Origin of the sequence: Limnoglobus roseus, from assembly GCF_008254045.1 — a bacterium.
GTDB lineage: Bacteria > Planctomycetota > Planctomycetia > Gemmatales > Gemmataceae > Limnoglobus > Limnoglobus roseus.
In genome coordinates, this window is the sequence record NZ_CP042425.1 from 3,576,573 (window position 1) to 3,594,563 (window position 17,991).

The 17,991-nt window shown below is 66.1% G+C and carries 11 protein-coding genes; 3 read left to right on the forward strand and 8 right to left on the reverse strand.

Annotated elements, in window-relative coordinates:
* Position 1: 1 nt before the first annotated feature.
* The 5 genes from PX52LOC_RS15055 to PX52LOC_RS15075 all read right to left on the reverse strand — a co-directional run bounded on the left by PX52LOC_RS15055 (position 2) and on the right by PX52LOC_RS15075 (position 9,635).
* On the reverse strand, positions 2-1,903 hold the full coding sequence (locus tag PX52LOC_RS15055; protein WP_149110886.1) for a CocE/NonD family hydrolase: 1,902 nt from the start codon (positions 1,901-1,903) through the stop codon (positions 2-4).
* 120 nt (positions 1,904-2,023) lie between these two features.
* Positions 2,024-2,404, reverse strand: coding sequence for a hypothetical protein (locus tag PX52LOC_RS15060; protein WP_149110887.1), 381 nt, complete (start codon positions 2,402-2,404; stop codon positions 2,024-2,026).
* Between the two features lie 11 nt (positions 2,405-2,415).
* Positions 2,416-3,225, reverse strand: a complete 810-nt coding sequence (locus tag PX52LOC_RS15065) for an endonuclease/exonuclease/phosphatase family protein (RefSeq protein WP_149110888.1) — start codon at positions 3,223-3,225, stop codon at positions 2,416-2,418.
* A gap of 9 nt (positions 3,226-3,234) precedes the next feature.
* Positions 3,235-9,159 carry a tetratricopeptide repeat protein gene (locus PX52LOC_RS15070; protein WP_149110889.1) on the reverse strand — a complete coding sequence of 1,975 codons (5,925 nt, stop codon included), beginning with the start codon at positions 9,157-9,159 and terminating at the stop codon, positions 3,235-3,237.
* A 20-nt stretch (positions 9,160-9,179) separates the two neighbouring features.
* Positions 9,180-9,635, reverse strand: coding sequence for a hypothetical protein (locus PX52LOC_RS15075; protein ID WP_149110890.1), 456 nt, complete (start codon positions 9,633-9,635; stop codon positions 9,180-9,182).
* A gap of 633 nt (positions 9,636-10,268) precedes the next feature.
* On the opposite strand from PX52LOC_RS15075, the gene PX52LOC_RS40530 reads away from it, so the two are divergent.
* From PX52LOC_RS40530 to PX52LOC_RS15090, 3 genes are all read left to right on the forward strand, one after another.
* Positions 10,269-12,281, forward strand: coding sequence for an ammonium transporter (locus tag PX52LOC_RS40530; RefSeq protein WP_246173730.1), 2,013 nt, complete (start codon positions 10,269-10,271; stop codon positions 12,279-12,281).
* Positions 12,282-12,352: 71 nt separating this feature from the next.
* Positions 12,353-12,706 (forward strand): P-II family nitrogen regulator, encoded by a 354-nt coding sequence (locus PX52LOC_RS15085; protein WP_149110891.1) that lies wholly within the window; start codon positions 12,353-12,355, stop codon positions 12,704-12,706.
* Between the two features lie 121 nt (positions 12,707-12,827).
* Complete coding sequence (locus tag PX52LOC_RS15090; RefSeq protein ID WP_149110892.1) at positions 12,828-14,279, forward strand: hypothetical protein; 1,452 nt, start codon at positions 12,828-12,830, stop codon at positions 14,277-14,279.
* Positions 14,280-14,395: 116 nt separating this feature from the next.
* Here PX52LOC_RS15090 and PX52LOC_RS15095 read toward each other — a convergent pair whose 3' ends face one another.
* The 3 genes from PX52LOC_RS15095 to PX52LOC_RS15105 all read right to left on the reverse strand — a co-directional run bounded on the left by PX52LOC_RS15095 (position 14,396) and on the right by PX52LOC_RS15105 (position 17,985).
* On the reverse strand, positions 14,396-16,144 hold the full coding sequence (locus PX52LOC_RS15095; protein ID WP_149110893.1) for a hypothetical protein: 1,749 nt from the start codon (positions 16,142-16,144) through the stop codon (positions 14,396-14,398).
* Positions 16,145-16,178: 34 nt separating this feature from the next.
* Positions 16,179-17,072, reverse strand: a complete 894-nt coding sequence (rsmH, locus tag PX52LOC_RS15100; protein ID WP_149110894.1) for a 16S rRNA (cytosine(1402)-N(4))-methyltransferase RsmH — start codon at positions 17,070-17,072, stop codon at positions 16,179-16,181.
* A gap of 73 nt (positions 17,073-17,145) precedes the next feature.
* Positions 17,146-17,985 (reverse strand): ATP-grasp domain-containing protein, encoded by an 840-nt coding sequence (locus tag PX52LOC_RS15105; RefSeq protein ID WP_149110895.1) that lies wholly within the window; start codon positions 17,983-17,985, stop codon positions 17,146-17,148.
* Between the last annotated feature and the right edge of the window lie 6 nt (positions 17,986-17,991).

Consider the following 17,991-nt stretch of genomic DNA (forward strand, 5'->3'; position numbering starts at 1 on the left):
ATCACTTCACCAAGCGCACCGTGATGCCGCTCACCTGACTCGGAGAGCGATAGACCGTGTGCGTGGCCTTCACGAAGTCCTTCTCGGTCGCGTGGTAGATGTCGCAGAACGTCTGCGGGTTGCGGTCCAACAGCGGGAACCATGTACTCTGCACTTGCACCATCAGCTTGTGCCCCGGCCGGAACGTGTGGCAGATGTCCGGCATCGTGAACTTGATCGTCGTCGGCTTGCCCGGCTCGAACGCCTCCGGCTTCGAGAAGCTGTTACGGAACTTGCCGCGGAACGGCTCACCGCGGATGAGCATCTGGTAGCCGCCCATCTTCACGCCGGCTGGGTTCGGGTCGGCGTCCGGGTAGTCCGCCGGGAACACGTCCACGACTTTCACGATCCAGTCGGCGTCGGTGCCGGTGGTGCTGACGTGCAACTCCACGTCGATCGGCCCGGCCAGCGTGAGGTCTTCGGTAAGTTCCGGCGTCTGGTACACGAGCACGTCCGGCCGCCGCGACGCAAACCGCTGGTCGGCCGTCATGTACTCGTAGTCCATCCGCGTCGAGGTCCGCTCGATGAATGGCACCGGCTTCGCGGGGTCGGAGACGAACTCGTCCTGGTTGCTGAGGACTCCACCTAGTAGCATCCCAGGTCGATGATCCAACGGGAGCAACGAACTCCCTTCCTGGAAGTAGTACTTCATCTCCTTCGACTCCTTCGGCGGCCACGCATCGTACTTCCGCCAGACGTTCGTGCCGCTCTCGAACACCCACGCTTCCGGCGCGGCGAACTCGCCCTCGCCCTTCAGGTGCTTCTTGAAGAACGGCAACTCGATCTTCTCGCGGTAGAACTCGGCCGTCTTGCTGCCGAACCTCGCATTTCCCAAACTCGACCCGTCGCCGCGGTTCCAGCCGCCGTGATCCCACGGCCCCATCACGAGCGTGTTGTTCTTGTTCTCCGGGCTGCCCTTTTCGGTGTTCTTGTAGCACTCCAGCGCCCCGAACAGGTTCTCCGCGTCGAACCACCCGCCAACGGTCATCACGGCCGGCTTGACGTTCTTCAAGTGTTGGCGAATGTTCTTCGCCTTCCAAAACTCGTCGTAGGTGCCGTGTTCCATCATCTCGTTCCAGAACGCGACCTGCCCCTTGAAATACTTCTTGTCCGCGTTCGCCAGCGGGCCGAGGTTCAGGAAGAACTCGTACCCGTCCGGCGTGCCGTGGTCGAAGCGGCCGCGGTCGGCCGGCGTGCGAACCGGCTCCGGCCGAGGCTTGCCGAACCCGGCCAGGAAGTTGAACCCATGTGGCAGGAACAGGCAGCCGTTGTGGTGGAAGTCGTCGCCGACGAACCAGTCCGTCACCGGGGCCTGCGGCGAACACGCCTTCATCGCCGGGTGGGCGTCGATCATGCCAGCCGCGGTGTAGTGGCCGGGGTACGAGATGCCCGTCTGCCCGACGTTACCGTTGTTGTTCGGCACGTTCTTGACCAGCCATTCGACGGTGTCGTAGGTGTCGGTGGACTCGTCGGTGTCCTTTGAGCTTTCGTGCTTGATCGGCCGCATGTTCACGAACGTGCCCTCGGACATCCAGCACCCGCGAACGTCTTGGTAGACGAAGATGAACTTGTCAGCCGCATAGGCGAACGACGGCCCGAGCGAGTTGCGGTAGTTCTCGACGCCGTAGGGCGCGACGCTGTACGGCGTGCGGTTCATGAGCATCGGGTACTTCTTCGCATCGTCCTTCGGCACATACACCGCCGTGAACAGCTTCACGCCGTCGCGCATCGGGACGCGGTACTCGTACTTGGTGTAGTTCGCGACGACGTACTCCTTCTGGAGCTTCGGGTCGGTCGGCAGCGGGTCGGCAAAGAGCATCGTCGGCGTGAGCATCGCCACGACGAGCGCGAGGGAACGGAACATGGAAGGTATCCAGCGGGGTGAGACGAGCGACACGAAGGAGAAGAAGACACGATAGCCGGGAAATGGGGTGAAAACAACCGAATGGCGGCCAGGATGTATCTGACCGTAATCAGAGCGGACTTACTCGCTGAAATTGGCGATGAGGTTATAGACCAAGGTCTTGGACTGCTCGGATTGGAAGATCCCCGCCAATAATTGGCGAAGGTGGTCTTCATTCTCCGCCCTTTGAGTTCCCCCATCCCATGTGACCTCTGCTGGAAACGGAGCAGCCTCTGTCCTGACTTGGAAGAGGGGAAAACTGAGAGCGGCTAATGGCACACTGATGGTGCAGTAGTGGAAAAATTTCAGCTGCTTGTCTACTTTCTGCGCACTTGTAGCAACCTGGAAATGAATTAGACCATTCGTTAGATCGCGGATGCCGACGCCGGCTTCGAGCAACATTTGACGCATGCTGCGCGGCTTGACTGCCGGAAGTGCGGGCCACAAACTCGCGGTCGTCATATTGTTCCTCGCTACAGGTTCCATCTAAAGACGACCGGGAAGCGGTCTGACGCCGTCCTCGCGTTCGGGCACTGGTGCGCGTCGGTAAAGGATAAGTCCATGGTCCCGGTAAGAATACGCAGTTCCGGTTCGACAAATTGCTCCATTGCCTCGGGCCGCAGGACGACTTGATCCAGCATGTGCCAGAGGTGTTCAGTGTCAGTATACCCGTTGTGGTAGTGTGTCGCCGAGGCAGAATCGATACCGTATCCGAAAAGTCGCCACATCGGATTGTAAAAATAGTCGTGCGTTTGAGCCGAAAATGTTCGGGCTGTCTCACCGCGTATCGAACGTGTCCCGATCGCGTGAAGGCCGTTGACGCTGACCATAGCCGGTTCAAATGGATTGGCGTTGAAGTCGCCTGCCAACACCGTTCGACGATGGCCGATGCTCTTTGAAGACTCGAAGAACTGTATATTCGCTGCGAAGGTTCGGAGTTGATGCATTCGTGAACCGTCAGAATGATTCCGACGGTCGAGGCCGTGTATGAGGCCGAGCAGCCCTTCGGAAGTAGAACCGAAGACATGCCAGAAGGACGCTCGATCACTGAGAACGATCGGTGAAAGCGGTGCGAAACGAAGTGTATTTCGATGATATACGCCGAATCGTGATGCTGAAGTCGCCTTGGTGAAACCGTGCTGCGACAAGATTTCAAACACTGAGCCGTCATCGGTGGGGGCTTCCACCAGTAGCACAGCATCAAGGGCGTGTTGTTGGACCAACCCCAGCACATAATTGGCAAGCGGCTTCCGCTGCACATTCCACAAGAGGAACCGTGCCATCTGCCGTCCTCACTTCACCCACGGCCGGGACTGCTGCCACCACGCCCACAGCTTCGCGGCGAAGCCGCCGGTGTCGGCGGCGAGGCGCTTCGTGGCGACCTTGAACCAGCGGGCCAGGCCCGGCGGTACGTCGGCGGCCGCACACGCGCCGGCGGCGGCGTGGAGGTGCTCCTTCGCGTCGCTGAACGCGGCCGGCTTCGCCTCCGGGCCGGCCCGCTGCACCATCACCAGGGCTTCCGCGACCGCTACCACCAACCGCACGCGGTCGGGTAGGCCGACGCGGTCGATCGAACTCAGGAGCGTGCCGGCTTCCTCGGCGTGGCCAGCGACGGCCGCTTCCAGAGCGAGCCAGCCGCGGAAGTCGGCCAGCACCGCGGGCGGGCCGGGCATCTGGGCGGCGGCCTTGGCCACGTCCGTCGCCTCGGCGTCGCGGTCCTGGGCACGCAGCGAGTCCGCGAGGGCTTGCAACATGCCGGCGTCCACGCCGTCACGCTGCTTCCAGTCGCCCAGCCACGAGGCCGCGAGCGCGAACAGCTTGGCCTCGGCCAGTGCCGCCCCGGCCCGGCCCCACGACTGCGGGTCGGTTCGCAGGTGGTCGGCGAAGCGGTGGATCGTCGTGGCCGTCTTGTCCGGGTGGCCGTGGCCCGCCATCGCGACCGCGTAAGCCAGCGTCGCCTCGCGGGCGGCGTTCGGGTTCTTCTCGAAGATGCCGGGCAGCGCGTCCAGCACGTGCCAGCCCTTCTCGTGGACGATCAGCCGCTCGGTCCAGACGGCAGCGGCGGCGGGCGTCGTCTCGGCCCCGGCCACGATCGCGCCGAGTTCGTCGTCGACTTCGGCCACCCATCCTTGGTTGTCGAGTGCCTGGGCCGCCTCCCGCAGCAAACCCGTCGGCGTGTCGGCATCGGTCGCCACGGCCCGCAGCCGTTCGCGGGCGGCCCCGAGGTTCTTCTGCTTCGCGGCCACCTGCGCGGCCCGCAACTTCAACACCGGGCCGTCGGCGTGTTCCTGTACGCGGGCCAGCGTGCGGGCGGCCGCCTCGATTTCGCCGGCGAGGAGTTGCTCCGCGATCAGGTGCAGGCCGGCCGCGCCGAAAGCGGGGTCGAGGTCGAACGCCTTCGCGAAGTCGGCCTTCGCCCCGGCGCGGTCGCCGAGTGCCCGGCGGGCTTCGCCGCGATAACCGTGGGCGACCGGGTCGTCCGGCGACAACTTGACCATCTGCTCGGCCGCGTCCAGACACTCCTTCTGCCGGCCCTCGGCGTCGTACCACTGGGCGAGGTTCCGCCAGCCCCAGAGGTACTCCGGGTCGTCGGCGACGACTTGCTTCATCAACGTGATGGCCTTCGCCCGTTGGCCGCGTTTCGCCTCCAGCCACGCGGCCCGGCCGCGGAGGGTCAGCGCCGGCGGGTCGCCGGCCGCGGGGGCGTGGCAGGCGGCGGCGGCCTCGTCGAACCGGCCGACGGCGGCGAGCAGTTCCGCCTTGCGGTCGTAGGCGGCAGCGAACGTCGGGTGCGCGGCGATTGCCGCGTCCACGGCCGCGAGGCGGTCGTCAAAGCTCGCCTCCTCGCCGGCCGTCGTGTCGAGCCAGAAGAGTGGTGCCCACGGGGTGAACGGCTCGTCGTTGGTGAACGCCTCGTGCAGCACCTTCGCCGCCCGCTCCTCCCAGCCAGCCTTCTCGATCTCGGACACGGCCAGTTGCATCGCGACCGGCGGGCCTTCGCTGGGCGTGCCGGCGAGGTCGGCGAGCGTCCGCAGGGCGGCCTCGGCGTCGTCCGTACGACAGGCCAGTTGAACCTGCTTCACCAGTACTTCCGACCCGCCCGCGTGCTCTTGCAGCACGGCCAGGGCGATGCGCGCGTCGCGGATTTCCTGATCGGCGAGGCAGGCGTCGAAGAGAATGGCCGCGGCCGGGGCGTACTGCGGGGCGAGCCGCAGCGCGTCGCGGAGGTCGGCCTTGCCGCCGGCCCGGTCGCCGGTCTTCAACTTCGCCTCGCCGCGCATCGTCAGCGGCATCGGGTGGTCGGGCTTCAGGCGGACCAGTTCCGCCGAGGCGCTCAAGTATTCATCGGCTTGATCGGTCTCGTTGTACCACTCGGCCAACTGCTGCCAGCCCCAGAAGTACTCCGGCTCGATCTTCACCAAGTTCTTCATCGGCACGATGGCCTTCGTGTAGTTGCCCCGCTTCGCCTCCACCCACGCGGCCCGGCCTTGCAGCACGAACGGCGTCTCCTCGCCGGCCAGTTCGGCCGGGCGGGCGGCTTCGATGGCCTCGTCGTACCGGCCCAGGTCCGCGAGCCGTTCGGCCTTCTGGTCGTGCGCCTCAATGTTCCGCGGGTCGAGTTGGATCACCGTTTCCAGGGCCGCGAGGGCTTCGACGTTCTGCTCCGGGTCGTGGAGGAGCCGCGAAAGTTTCAGCCAACCGCGGGCGTCGCCGGGGCGGGCGGCGGTCAGTTCGCGGGCGAGGTCGATCACCTCCGTCGGCCGGTCGAGGCGGTCGGACCAGTGCATGACCATCCGCCACGCGGCGTCGAAGCCGGGGTCCAACCGCACGGCGAGCTTGGCCTTTTCCAACGCCTCCTCGGATTGCCCGGCGTTCCACAGGCGGTCGGCGAGCGCGGCCTGGTTGCTGGCGTCGTGCGCGTTGCGGGACGCGGCCTGTTCCAGCACCTTCACCGCCTCGTCTTCCTCGTCCGCGTCGGCGAGGGCGTCGGCCAACTCCTGCGCGGCCGGCGGCCAGTCGGGGGCGACCGCGACGGCCATTCGGAGGGCCTCGACGCGGTCTTCCGGCTGCTCCTTCGCCCCGCACACGCGGGCGAGGTCGGCCCACAGTTGGGCTTGCAGCGGGAAGCGTTCCACGGCGTCGTCGGCCACGGCGGCGGCCTCGTCGAGCCGCTGCATCAGGCCGAGTTGCTGAATCATCAGCGACCACGCCTGCCACAAGTCGGGGCGGGCGTCGAGGATCGCTTCCAATTCCTCGCGCAACTCTTCGAGCAGGTCGTCATTGTCGTCCTCCTCGGACGCCAGCGTGAGCACCTGATCGCGGTACGCCACCAGGCCGTCGCCGCCGTGCGGTTGCGCGTGCAGTTGCTCGGCGATGAACCGCAGGTTCTCTTTGCGGTCCTTCCGACTGCGGGCCAGCCGTACGAGTTCGCCGATGGCCAGTTCGTGGTCCACGTCCCGCCGGATCGCCTCGCGGTAGGTGTCCAGGGCGTCGTCGGTCCGCTCCGCCCGGCGGTGGACGTGGCCGAGGACGGCGAAGTGCGAGGGGTGGTCGGGTTCGGCCGCGCCGGCGGCGTGAATCTGTTCGAGGGCTTCCGAATCGCGCTTGCGGTCGGCGAGAACGAGGGCGAGTTGCCGCCGCGCCCAGGCGTCGTGCGGGCAGAGGTCCATGACGTTCCGCACGGCGAGGATCGCGGAGTCTTCCGTCGTCGGCGAGAGCAATTCGGCCCGCAGGCGTTGGACCGGGTAGGTGTGGGGGAAGCGGGTCGCCAGCGTGCTGACGAGCGCGCGGGCGGCCACGATGCCGTGGGCCTCGACGAGCACGCCGACGACGTGGCGGTGCCCCTCGTGCCAGTTCGGGTCGGCGTCGATGGCGAGTTTCAGGTGGTCGAGGACGGCCGACGGCTCGGGCTTGCACTTCGCCACGCGGGCGACGGTGCGGTGCCACGTGGCCGGCGACGTGAGCGGCTTCGCGGCCTCCAGGTCGGCGTCCGCCTTCGCGAAGTGCCCGAAGCGGGCGTGGGCCTCCGCCCGGAACAACAGCAGTTCCGAGAGGGCACTCTCGGTGTGCGGCCGGGCAGACTTCGGTCGTTCGGGCCGCGCGAGGTGCAACTCCACTTCGCCGGTCGGCTCGCGGAGTTTGCCGATCGCCTTGTCGATCGCCGCGAACGCCTGTTCGGGTTCGTTCCGCTCCAGCAGCGCGTTGAACAGCGACCGCACCGCGGGCGGGAAGGGGGTGTCTGTCTTCGTCGCCCGCCGCTGGAAAAGTCGCAGCGCCTCGGGGGCTTGCTCCCGTGCCTTCGCGACGCGGAAGTAGGCGTCGGCGAACTGCTCCTCGCGCTCGTCGAGACAGCACGCGAAGCGGTACAGGTCGGCCGCCTCCGCGAACCCCTGCCGCTCCCACAACTGCGACGCGAGCAGGAAGTAGCCCGCCGCCGCCTGTGGCCGCACGCGGACCGATTGCCGTAACAGCCGCTCGGCTTTGTCCTGGAAGCGGTGGTCGGCGAGCAACATCTGCGCGTAGGACTGCACCAGCAGCGGCTCGGCGTCGGGCTTCGTGGCCACGGCTTCCAGCACCGCGAGGCGCTCCCGCGTGCGGCCGAGTTCCCGCAGGGCGGAGACTTTCGTCAGCGTGTACGTCGGGTCGTCGGGGTAGTCGCGCAACAGTGCGTTGGCCGCGTCGAGCAGCAGTACCGGGTGGACGGTCAGCCGTGCCCACGCGAGGGCCGCCACTTTCGACAAGCGGTGGCCGACGTACTCCGCGACGAAGGCGTCGTGCCTCGCCTTTGCGTCGGTCTGCTTACCGTGGGTGAAGAGTTGATGAATCGCGAACAGGCGGTCGTAAGCCTCGGCGTCGGGCAGGTCCGCGAACGCCGTCAGGCGGTGTTCCTCCGCCTTCGGTACGGCGACGAGGCAGTGTGGCCCGGTCGAGCGGTACCGCTTCAACACCACCGGCAGCGGCGCTTCCACCGGCTGATTGTCGTGGCCGTCCCGCAGGAGTAGACTCTCGCGAATCGGGTCGTGGCCGACGACGAGCCGCGGCTGACTGACGCCGACTTCCACGAGCGAGACGAGGAACGGCAGGCCGGCGGCGATCAGTTCCCCGGCGACGTCACCCGTCAGCGTGAACTCGCGGCAGACCCAACCGGCCGCCTCGCCCCGGGCTCGCTCGCTCGCGTCCGGCAAGCCGTCCGGCTGTGGCACGCACTCGGGCGTCGGGTTCGGGAACGGCCGTGTCCAGAACGTCGAGAGCAGGTCGTAGACCGTCGGCGTCCCGGTCGCCGGGGCGTCCACCGCGAGCAGCTTCTTCTGCGAGCCGGTCGGCGGTGGCGACTGTTGCAACGCCCGCGTCAGGTTCCCGGTGAAGTGCTTGTAGAAGTCGTCCGTTAGCACCTCGGCCCACCGCTTCGCCGCGTCGAGGTCGCCGAGCGCGTAGGACACGTCGGCCCGGCGGGCGGCGAGCCAGCGGTGGCCTTCCTTCTCCAACAGTGGCGACAGGTCGGCGTAGCGGTCCAGGCTCACCTTCGCGTCGGCGGGCCGGTTCAGTTCGATCTGCAAAGCCGCGAGGTGGGCGGAGACAATGCCGCTTTCCAGGTGGTGCGTCGCGTCTTCGAGGAAGGCGGCCGCCTCGGTTTCCTTGCCCCCCTTCTGGAACAGGTGCGCGACGGCCTGCACCGCCGGGCGGAACCACGGCTGGAACTCCAACGCCTGGCGGGCGGCGGCCATCGCCTCCTCGGGGCGGTCGGCGGCTTCGAGCACGGCGGCCCGTTCGACCTGAATCCACGCCCGGTGCGGCGCGAGGGCTTCGGCCTGGAACAAGAACCGTTCGGCCCGGTCGAAGTCGTGGAGCCGGGCCATGACGAAGGCGTTGAACGCCAGCCAGTCGGCCCGCAGGTCCGGCGAGGCGTCGGCCCAGTCGGTCTGCTGCTTGACGAACTTCCAGCTCGCGAGCGGGCCGAACCGCTCGAACCGGTAGCGGGCGTGGTAGTAGACGGCTTCGAGGTTCGACGGGCTGCTGCGGAAGGCGGCGGCGTGGAGCTTGCGGCCCAACCGCGGCGCGCCGAGTTGCATCGCGAGGCGGCCCGCCAACAGGCGGGCCGGGGTGTTCGTCCAGGTGGCGAGTGGGCCGAAGGCCTCGGCCGCGTGGAGCGCCTGTCGGTATCGCCCCTGCGTGTACAGCTCGCGGATGCGGCTCAAGTCCGTGGCGGAGATTTCCATGTGCAGGTTCGGCACGCTCGTTAGGATTTTTCCGGCTCAACCGCCGCGGCCGGGGTGGCGTCGGCGATGGGCGATAACTGACTGACAATGGTCCCGAGTTGGCTCAGGCGAAGGCCGTACTTGTCGAGGAACTCGGCCAGCACGAACTCGCTCTCCAGGTCATCCGGCTCGTCGCCGCGGAGGCGGGCCGTGAGTTCCGCAATCATACGCAGATAGGTCCGCTCGATAATCGGCAGCACTTCCTTGCAGGCGATGCCGATGTCCGGGAACTCACTCTGCCAGCGAGCTAGGAAATTCTTCCACCGCGTTTGCGAGTCAGCGGCGGCAGCGGCGGCCTTGGCCAGCGCGAGTTGCTCCTTCTGCACGTCGAGCAGTTGCCGCAGGAGGTCCGACGACTCACCCAGGGCGGCCGGGCCAGACGGAGCGCTGGGCAACTTCAACGTCGGCGGGGCGACGAAGATGGACGGATTGTTCATGAGGCCCCACCTTCGGTCGGCGTCAGAATTGGGACATTATAAGCAGAGAAGCGTGGAATACGAAGGGAAATGCGGGGCAGAAACGCACGCGGGCCGCCGGCTGGGGGAGCCGGCGGCCCGCAATGGGGTGCCTTTCGTGCGTGATGGACTGGAATCTCAGTTCGGGGGTTGAGAACTGCCACCGACTTGGGGGAAGCGGTGGACGATCCAGTCGATTGATCCGCCGTGAGTGAGTTCTCACGTTAGACGAAAAAGGTTGAGCAGTATGTGTGCCAATTTCATATTCTGGCCGATTGCCTTAACTCAAGATGTTATTCCAGAATGACTTAAGATCGAATTGATCGACCGATGCACAAATTGTCATCACAGAAGAAAGTGCAAAGTCCTCTGTAACTGTTTCAACGGCGTTGAAAATGCGACAGTTATCGCTCTTGAGATTGATTGTTGAGCATTATTTGCCTGTTCATTAGGCAGGAAAGTCAATTGCCACTTCTAAGAATCGGAGCACAATCGTCGTTAGTAATTATCCAGTAATCAATTACGTCGTGTGAATTTCGTGGGAATCTCGGCATGTTGACTGCGTTGGGGGGCGACTGGTCCTTTTCCCATGCTCTCCCATACCAGGAGGTGCCCGTGTTTCTTGCAGTCCGGGCGACGTTACTCGCCACTCTCTTCCTCTTCACCACGGCTATTGGCTTTGCCCAGGCCCCGCCGCCGGCTCCGCCGACGCCTCCGCCCCCTGCGTGGAAAGCGGACGTAGACGCGGCGGCGAGCGGCCTGGAAGCGAAGATCAACTCCGGTGCACTCGCAGGCACCCACAAGCAAGCCGACATTGCCTGGATGTTAGTCTCTTGTGCCCTCGTCATGCTAATGATGCCGGGCCTGGCTCTGTTCTACGGTGGTATGGCGCGCCGCAAGAACATCCTCGGTACGATGATGCACACCATGGTTGCACTCGGTCTCGTCGGCGTGCAGTGGGTAGTCATCGGCTACGCACTCGCCTTCGGTGCGCCGGCGATCAAATTCTCCATCAGCAGCGATGATAAGGGAGAACCGATCAAGGCCGGCGTGGTCGGCTTCAGCAAGGAACTCATGTTCCTCGGTACCGACGCCGCTCTCGGGACCAAGAGCACGCAAGTCGAGAAGACCTCGGCCGACGTGCTGAAGGAAAAGGGGATCGACCCCGAGAAGGCGACCGACGAACAAAAGAAGGAAGCCGACGCCGCCATCGCCGAGATCAACAAGTTCACGACGTTCCCGAACACGAACTTGCCGCTGTACCTGCACGCGATGTTCCAGGGGATGTTCGCGATCATCACCGTCGCGCTCGTGTCGGGGGCGTTCGCGGAACGGGTGAAGTTCGGTGCGTATCTGTTGTTCGCCGTTCTGTGGACGACAATCGTCTACGACCCGCTGGCCCACATGGTTTGGTCGTTCGAGTGGTCGCCGTCGACGAAGGTGGACATTGCCGGTACCGGTGCCTCTCCGGGGGCGAGTCAAGTCTTCCCGGCGGCCGGCCTGCTCGGCGCGAACGGGGCCATCGACTTCGCCGGCGGCACGGTCGTTCACATCGCGGCCGGGTTCAGCGGCCTGGCGGCAATCCTCCTGCTCCGCAAGCGGATCGGCTACGGCAAGCACCCGATGCACCCGAGCAGCATGATCTTCACCCTACTCGGTGCGGGGATGCTCTGGTTCGGCTGGTTCGGTTTCAACGGCGGGTCGGCCCTGTTTAGCAACGGTCAGGCGATCTCCGCGTTCACGTTCACGCAGATCGCGGCCGCCGCCGGTGGCATGTCGTGGCTTATCGTCGAATGGCTGCACCGCGGCAAGCCGACGGCCCTCGGCTTCGCATCCGGCCTCGTCGCCGGCCTCGTCGCCATCACCCCGGCCAGCGGTTTCGTTTACCCTGCCGGTGCCCTGGCGATTGGTTTGATCGCGGGCGTCGTCTGCTACTGGGCGGTCGCGGCCAAGGGCATGCTCGGCTACGACGACTCGTTGGACGCTTTCGGCGTCCACGGCGTGGGCGGGTTCCTCGGGGCCATCCTGACGGCGTTCTTCGTGAGCCTGCCGCTCTGGTCCTACGGGGCGGAAATGCCGTTCGGCGCGTTCCCCGGCAAGACCATCGTCGAGGGCACGAACGTGAGCTACGACAAGTCGTCGCAAATCATGTGGCAGATCAAGGCCGCGTGCCTGTCGGCCGTGTACGCCTTCGTCGTCACGTCGATCCTCGTGCTGATCATCGACAAGACCATCGGCTTCACCGTGTCCGAGAAGGACGAGGCGATGGGCTTGGACCTCAGCCAGCACGGCGAAACCGGCCTCGACCTCGAACCAGACATGGACGGGTCCACGAACGTGCAGCCCAAGTCGGCGGCGATGCCGCCCGCCAATGGCGGCGGCAAGCGGTTCGGCGTCACCGTCGGCGGGGCGTCCGCACCGCAGTTAATGGCGGTGTGGAGCAAGCTCTGCCAGACGGGCGAGCACCCGCCGAGTAAGGAGTTCCGGGCCGTTTATCCGTACGTCACCACCGTCAGCGGCACCACGTTCCGCTTCCGCGGCGGCGACCCGGTCGTCATGAAGGCGGCGTTGCAAAAGCTGTTCGCCGAGACGCTCGGCGGCTCCGTCACCACGACGGTCGAAGCCTGACCGACCGGCCCTGCCCACGGGCGTTCGCCCGTGGGCTTCCTTCCCCATAACCTCATCCCACCACACCCACCATGAAATTGATTGTTGCGATTATCCGCCCGGAAAAGCTGGACGACGTTCAGCGGGCGCTCGCGGAACGGGACGTCTACCTGATGACCGTCACCGACGTCCGCGGGTGCGGCCGGCAGCGGGGGTACACGGAAGTGTACCGCGGCCAGGAGATGCAGGTGCGTCTCTTGCCGAAGTTGAAGCTCGAGATCGGCGTGAACGAGGCGTTCGTGGACGCGACCGTGGAGGCGATCGTCCACGCCGCCCGCACCGGCGAGACCGGCAACGTCGGCGACGGCAAGATTTTCGTACTCTCGCTCGAAGACGCCATCCGCATCCGCACCGGCGAGAGCGGCAGCGTTGCCATCGGTCCGTGAGGACGCTCACCCTCACGCGGCCGAAGAAGCCCACCCGGTCACGGGTGGGCTTTTCTCTTTTCCCCTCCGCCGTGGCCCCGGTTACAATCGCACGTCCCACTCCATTTGGGAACTGCGTGCCATGAACCGCTTCCGTGTCGCCCTATTCATCAGCCTGTCCGCGGCCGTTGTGGCCGTAGCCGCCCCGGTGCCGACCGCCCCCGTGGACAACCGGGCCGCCCAGAAGGCTCTCCGGGACGCGACCGAGGTTCTCGACAAGGTTACGGGCGATGTGCAGTCGCGGGTGCAGTTGTGGTGTTCGATCGCGGACTTCGCCCACGCCTTGGATGACAAGTCCGCTGCGACCGTGGCGGTGCAAAAGGCGACCGCGGTCGCGGCCACGAGCCGGGGCGTGCCAGTCGAAGAATGGCGGTACATCGGGCGAACGCTCGGCAAGTTCGGCGAAGCGGACGCGGTTCTGAAACTCTTGGAAGGCGTGCCCGCCGTCGTCGAGAACCGCCGCGGCAACCCGCGGCAAACCATCCTTCAGGAGTCGGCAACCGCCGCCGCGACGGCCGGCCACCTCCAGGCGGCCGAGAAACTCGCCGAGGCCATTCCCGACGAGAAGCTCCGCGCATCAATGCTGAAGTCGCTCCGCCCGCTCGCGGCCGGCAAAACGGCGAAGGCGTCCGACAAGGACGTTCAGCAATCCCTCGACGCACTCACCACGGCTGACGAAAAATTCACGTTCTTGGTCGGGAGGACGTACATGATGCTGGCCTTCGATACCGACAGCTTCGGTAACAACGTCGCGTCGACCAAGCTCCGCGCGGGGGACAAGGCGGGAGCGAAGGACGCCGCACAAAAGGCACTGGCCCTCCTGCCCGATTTGGAGGATAAGCGGCAGCTGGGAGCCGCGATGGCCGTACTCCACATTCTGGCAAAACTCGACGACGTTGCCGCGGCCAAGAAGCTGTACGCCGAACAGATCGCCCGGAGCACCGAGAAGCCGAGCCAGTGGAAGTTGGTCGCCGAAGTAACCCTTGCCGCCGCCGAAGTCCGGCTCGGCCAGGACGCCGAAGCCCTCAAGCGGGTCCAGGCATTTACGGTACCCGGTGAGCAAGCCTACGTGCTGCAGTACATCGCTCAGGCCCAGGGCACGGCCGGGCGCAAAAAAGATTCGGCGGCAAACTTCGCGAAGGCCGTTGAACTGGTCGGACAGGCTCCCGACGGGCCGGGAACCACGTTCCATAACATCGCCTCGGCCCAGGCGAGGGCCGGCGACTTCGAAAGGGCGGGGCGAACCGCGGCGTTACTCGGGCAGAACGGCACCATCGCCTGGACGAACATTATTGGCTCCCAGGTTCACGCCGGGGATTTCGACGGCGCGCGGAAGAACGCCATCGAGCACGTAACGGACGGGAGTCGGTTCTGGTTGGCGAACACGATGGAGACGATCGCCAGTGGGCAGGCCGCGGCCGGGAAAGCGGACGCCGCCCGCGAGTGGATCGACAAGATGGACGACCCGCTATTGAAGGCCCACGCGATGGTGGGTTTGGCGCAAGGGCTGTACCGCGAGATGAAGAAGAAGTAGGCCGATGAGGGTCACGGTTTTGGATCGGTGTCGTCTGGCCAACACAGACTTTGATCAAGCGTGCGTGATTTCGGCCACGGCTGATACACCGTGGCTGAAATCACGCACGTCGCAATTTACTCCCCGATCTTCGACTGCGACGTGAGGAAGATCTTCGTCCCTTCCGGGATCGGCTTGTCCGGCGTCAGCTTCGGGTTCGACTCCCACACCGTGCCCCAGTACCGTTCGTCGCCGTAGGCGTCGGCGGCGATGTCCTTGATGCTCTTCCCGCCGGCTGGGATGACGTAGGTCTTGTACCCGCCGCCGGTGGCACGACGCGGTTCGGCGGTCGGTCGGTCGGTCGCGCCGGAGGTCTGGATCGCACCCCACTCGGTTGCCTTCTCGGGCGGCTTGCCGATGGCGTTGGCGAAGTTCTTCCGCAGCACGTGGATCGGCGGCACTTCCGCCCGTTGCAGTTGGGTCAGGGCCGCGTTCTGGTTGTACCCCTTCAAAGCCTCGGCGTACCGCTCGTCGCCGTAGTATTGCTTGCTGACGGCGGCCCAACTGTCGCCGCCCTTCACGTAGTGCAAGTCCACGTCGTAATCGGTCTTCGCGCCCGTCACGGCAGGGGCCGGTGGAGTCGTTGCGGCCGGCACGCCGACGTTCGGCATTTCCAGGGTGGGTGCCACGGCCGGCGTCGGCTTGATGTCCAACGGAGCCGGCGTTGGTTTGATGTCCAACGGAGCTGGTGTCGGCTTCACATCCAGCGGAGCCGGCGTGGGCTTCAGGTCTAACGGGGCGACCGTCACGGCGGGCGGCGTCAGGTCCAACTTCGGCGGTGCGGCTACATCAATCTTCGGCACGGGCGGCGTCAGGTCCACTTTCGGCGGCGCTGCCAAGTCTGGCAGTTTCGGAACTCCGATGTCTTGCGGTTGCGGAACGGGAACCGGGGCCGGGCCAGTCGGAACCGCGGCCGGGGCCGGACCGGTCGGAACCGGCAGAGGGTTCAGGTTCGGCAGTTCGGGCTTGATCTCCGCCTTCGGAGTTTCCGCCACAGTCGGGAGTGGCAACGTGGCCGGCGGTGTAGTGACGGTGGGCGTGGTCGGCAGGCTCAGCGGCGGGGCGGCGAGCTTGGCGGGGTCCGCGACGGGGGCGGGTGTCGTGGTCGAGGGCAAGGCCAGCGCCGGGGGGGCGGGCGGTACAACGCCGCCCGTCGGGCTAATGTCCGGAAGTTTGACTTCGATATTCGGCACCGGCAGGGCCGGTGCTGTGCCCTCGACGCGGATCAGGTCCGGTATCGGCGGAATCGCGGTCGAGGACGGCACGGGCAGGTCAATCTTCAGTTGAGGCGGTGTGGCGGGTTGCGTCGGTGGCGCCAAAGTGAGCGTGGCCACTTCCACGGGACCCGCGGGCTTGGGGGCCACGACTGGCGACGTTTCGATCTTCTTGAACTCGGTCGCCGCGTGACCGCTCGTGCCGTTGGTCGTCTCGGGCAGCGGGGCGGCCGGTTTCGGCGTGAGTTCCGCCGTGGCCGGTGTCTTGGCGGGCCAGAAGTATCGCACCGTCCCGGCCCCGCCGAGGAGGCTTAGCACGCCGGCCGCGATCACGCCCTTCGTGCGGGTTGGCCGAAGGTATTGCGCCACCGTTTCGGGCAGCCACCCCGCCTCGGCCAACGGCGGCAACGGCTGCGGAGCCGGGTCCACGGCGGGCGGCGGTGCGGCGGGCGCGGGAGGCTGTGGGGTCAGCGCGATCGGCTTCGGGGCCGGGGCGACGGGTGCGGGCAGCGGCGGGAGGGCCGCAAGCGGCGGCAGTTCGGGAACCTTCGGCAGTTCCGGCCGTGGCGTGACGGGGACCGGGTCGAGATTCACTTTATTATCGCTGCTCATCCTTGAGCCTCCCAGGGCGTTGGGTCACCGACGCCTAACCTTCGACACGTTTCGCCACCCGCAGTTTCGCGCTCCGCGACCGGGGGTTGCCGGCCGTCTCGGCGTCCGTGGCTTCCACCGGCTTCTTCGTAATCGGTTGCCACTCGGGCCGGTCCCGGAAGGCGTGCTTCACCCGCCGGTCTTCCAGCGAGTGGAAGCTGATGATCCCCACCCGCCCGCCGGGCCGCACGAGCTTTGGTAGCACGGCCAACAAGCGGTCCAGTGCGCCGAGTTCGTCGTTCACGGCGATCCGTAGGGCCTGGAACGTCCGCGTGGCCGGGTGAATCCGCCGAGCGTCCGGCCCCCAGGGTACGCTGTGCTTCACGACGTTGGCAAGATCGGCCGTGGTCGCGAACGGCTGCGCCTTCCGCCGCTCGACGATCCGCCGGGCGATTTTCCGGCTGTGGCGTTCCTCGCCGTACTCGAAAATCAAATCCGCGAGGGCCGCCTCGCCCGTCGTGTTGACGAGGTCAGCCGCGGTCGTTCCGCCGTCCGGGTCGAGCCGCATGTCGAGCGGTCCGTCGCCCTGGAAGCTGAACCCGCGGGCCGTGTCGTCCATCTGGTCGGAGCAGAAGCCGAGGTCGGCGAGGACGCCGTCGACCGCCGCGACGCCCAGGTTTTCCAACACGTCCTTCACCTGATCGAAGTTCGCGTTCACCAGCGTCGCCGGCAGGTCGGCCAGCCGCGGGCGGGCGAGTTCGATCATCGTCGCGTCCTGGTCGAGCGAGATCAGCCGCCCGTTGGGCAGCAGTTTCTCGGCAATCGCCCGGCTGTGGCCGCCCACGCCGAGGGTTGCGTCGACCCAGGTTTCGCCCGGCCGCGGGTCGAGGTGCGCGAGCACCTCGTGCAGCAGCACGGGCCGGTGAATCGGTTCTTGGTGTGGGGTCATACGCTCTATCGGGAGTCGGGTCAAGCCGGAGTGTGACGGACCGGAGGGCATTGTACGGTCGCCCTGTATCAAACTACGAGCGCGGCCGCCACTCACCGGAACCCCACGGCCGCCAGTCGCCGAACCGAGACCAGAACGATTCCGCAATGCGGCGATCCAGTTCTTGCTCCAACTCCGGCAAGCCGAGGTCGCGATCGACGTGGTTGAAGATGCCGTCTGTCCCGACTTCCAGTGCCACCCACTCGCCGGTCGGCCGGCAGAGTAAGTCTACACAGCCGAACGAATTGATGAGTCCGACGGCTTGCAGGGCAGCGTGGGCCACCGTCGCCGCGGTAGGAGGAATTTGACCACCGTCTTCGTACCGTGCGCCACGTGCGTGAGCGACCCACGGCGACGACGGGACACCCGGCGGGAATCGGCGCACCACCCAACCGAACAATTGCCCGCCCGCGGCGTAGGTGCGATACACCTCGGGTTGCTCCAAGCGGATGAATTCCTGAACGACGAGCGGCACCGGCCAGTTTTTCGGCAGTTCCATTCCCGTCATAAATCGCCGGTGGCCTGATGCCCCGCAACCCGTGGGGAATTTAACACACCACTCCCGCCCTGACTGCTCGGCCAGCAATCGCTCGGCCTCCGCCAGCGAGGCGGTCAACTGTGTCTCCGGTCTTGGCACGCCCGCCGCCGCGAACGTCGTCGCGATCAAACGCTTGTCGGCCGCGACCTGTATCGCTCGGTCGGGAATGAATGTCTCACCACACGCGGCCCGGTCATCCGTTTGGAGCACGTAGTTATAATCACGCGGAACGTCAGACACGTCGAGCCACGCGGCACGACAGAGTCGATTCGCAAGGGTGGCGAACGCCCACGCCCCGTCCCCACCATTCAGCACGCAGCACGAGTCGGGTGTCATGACTCA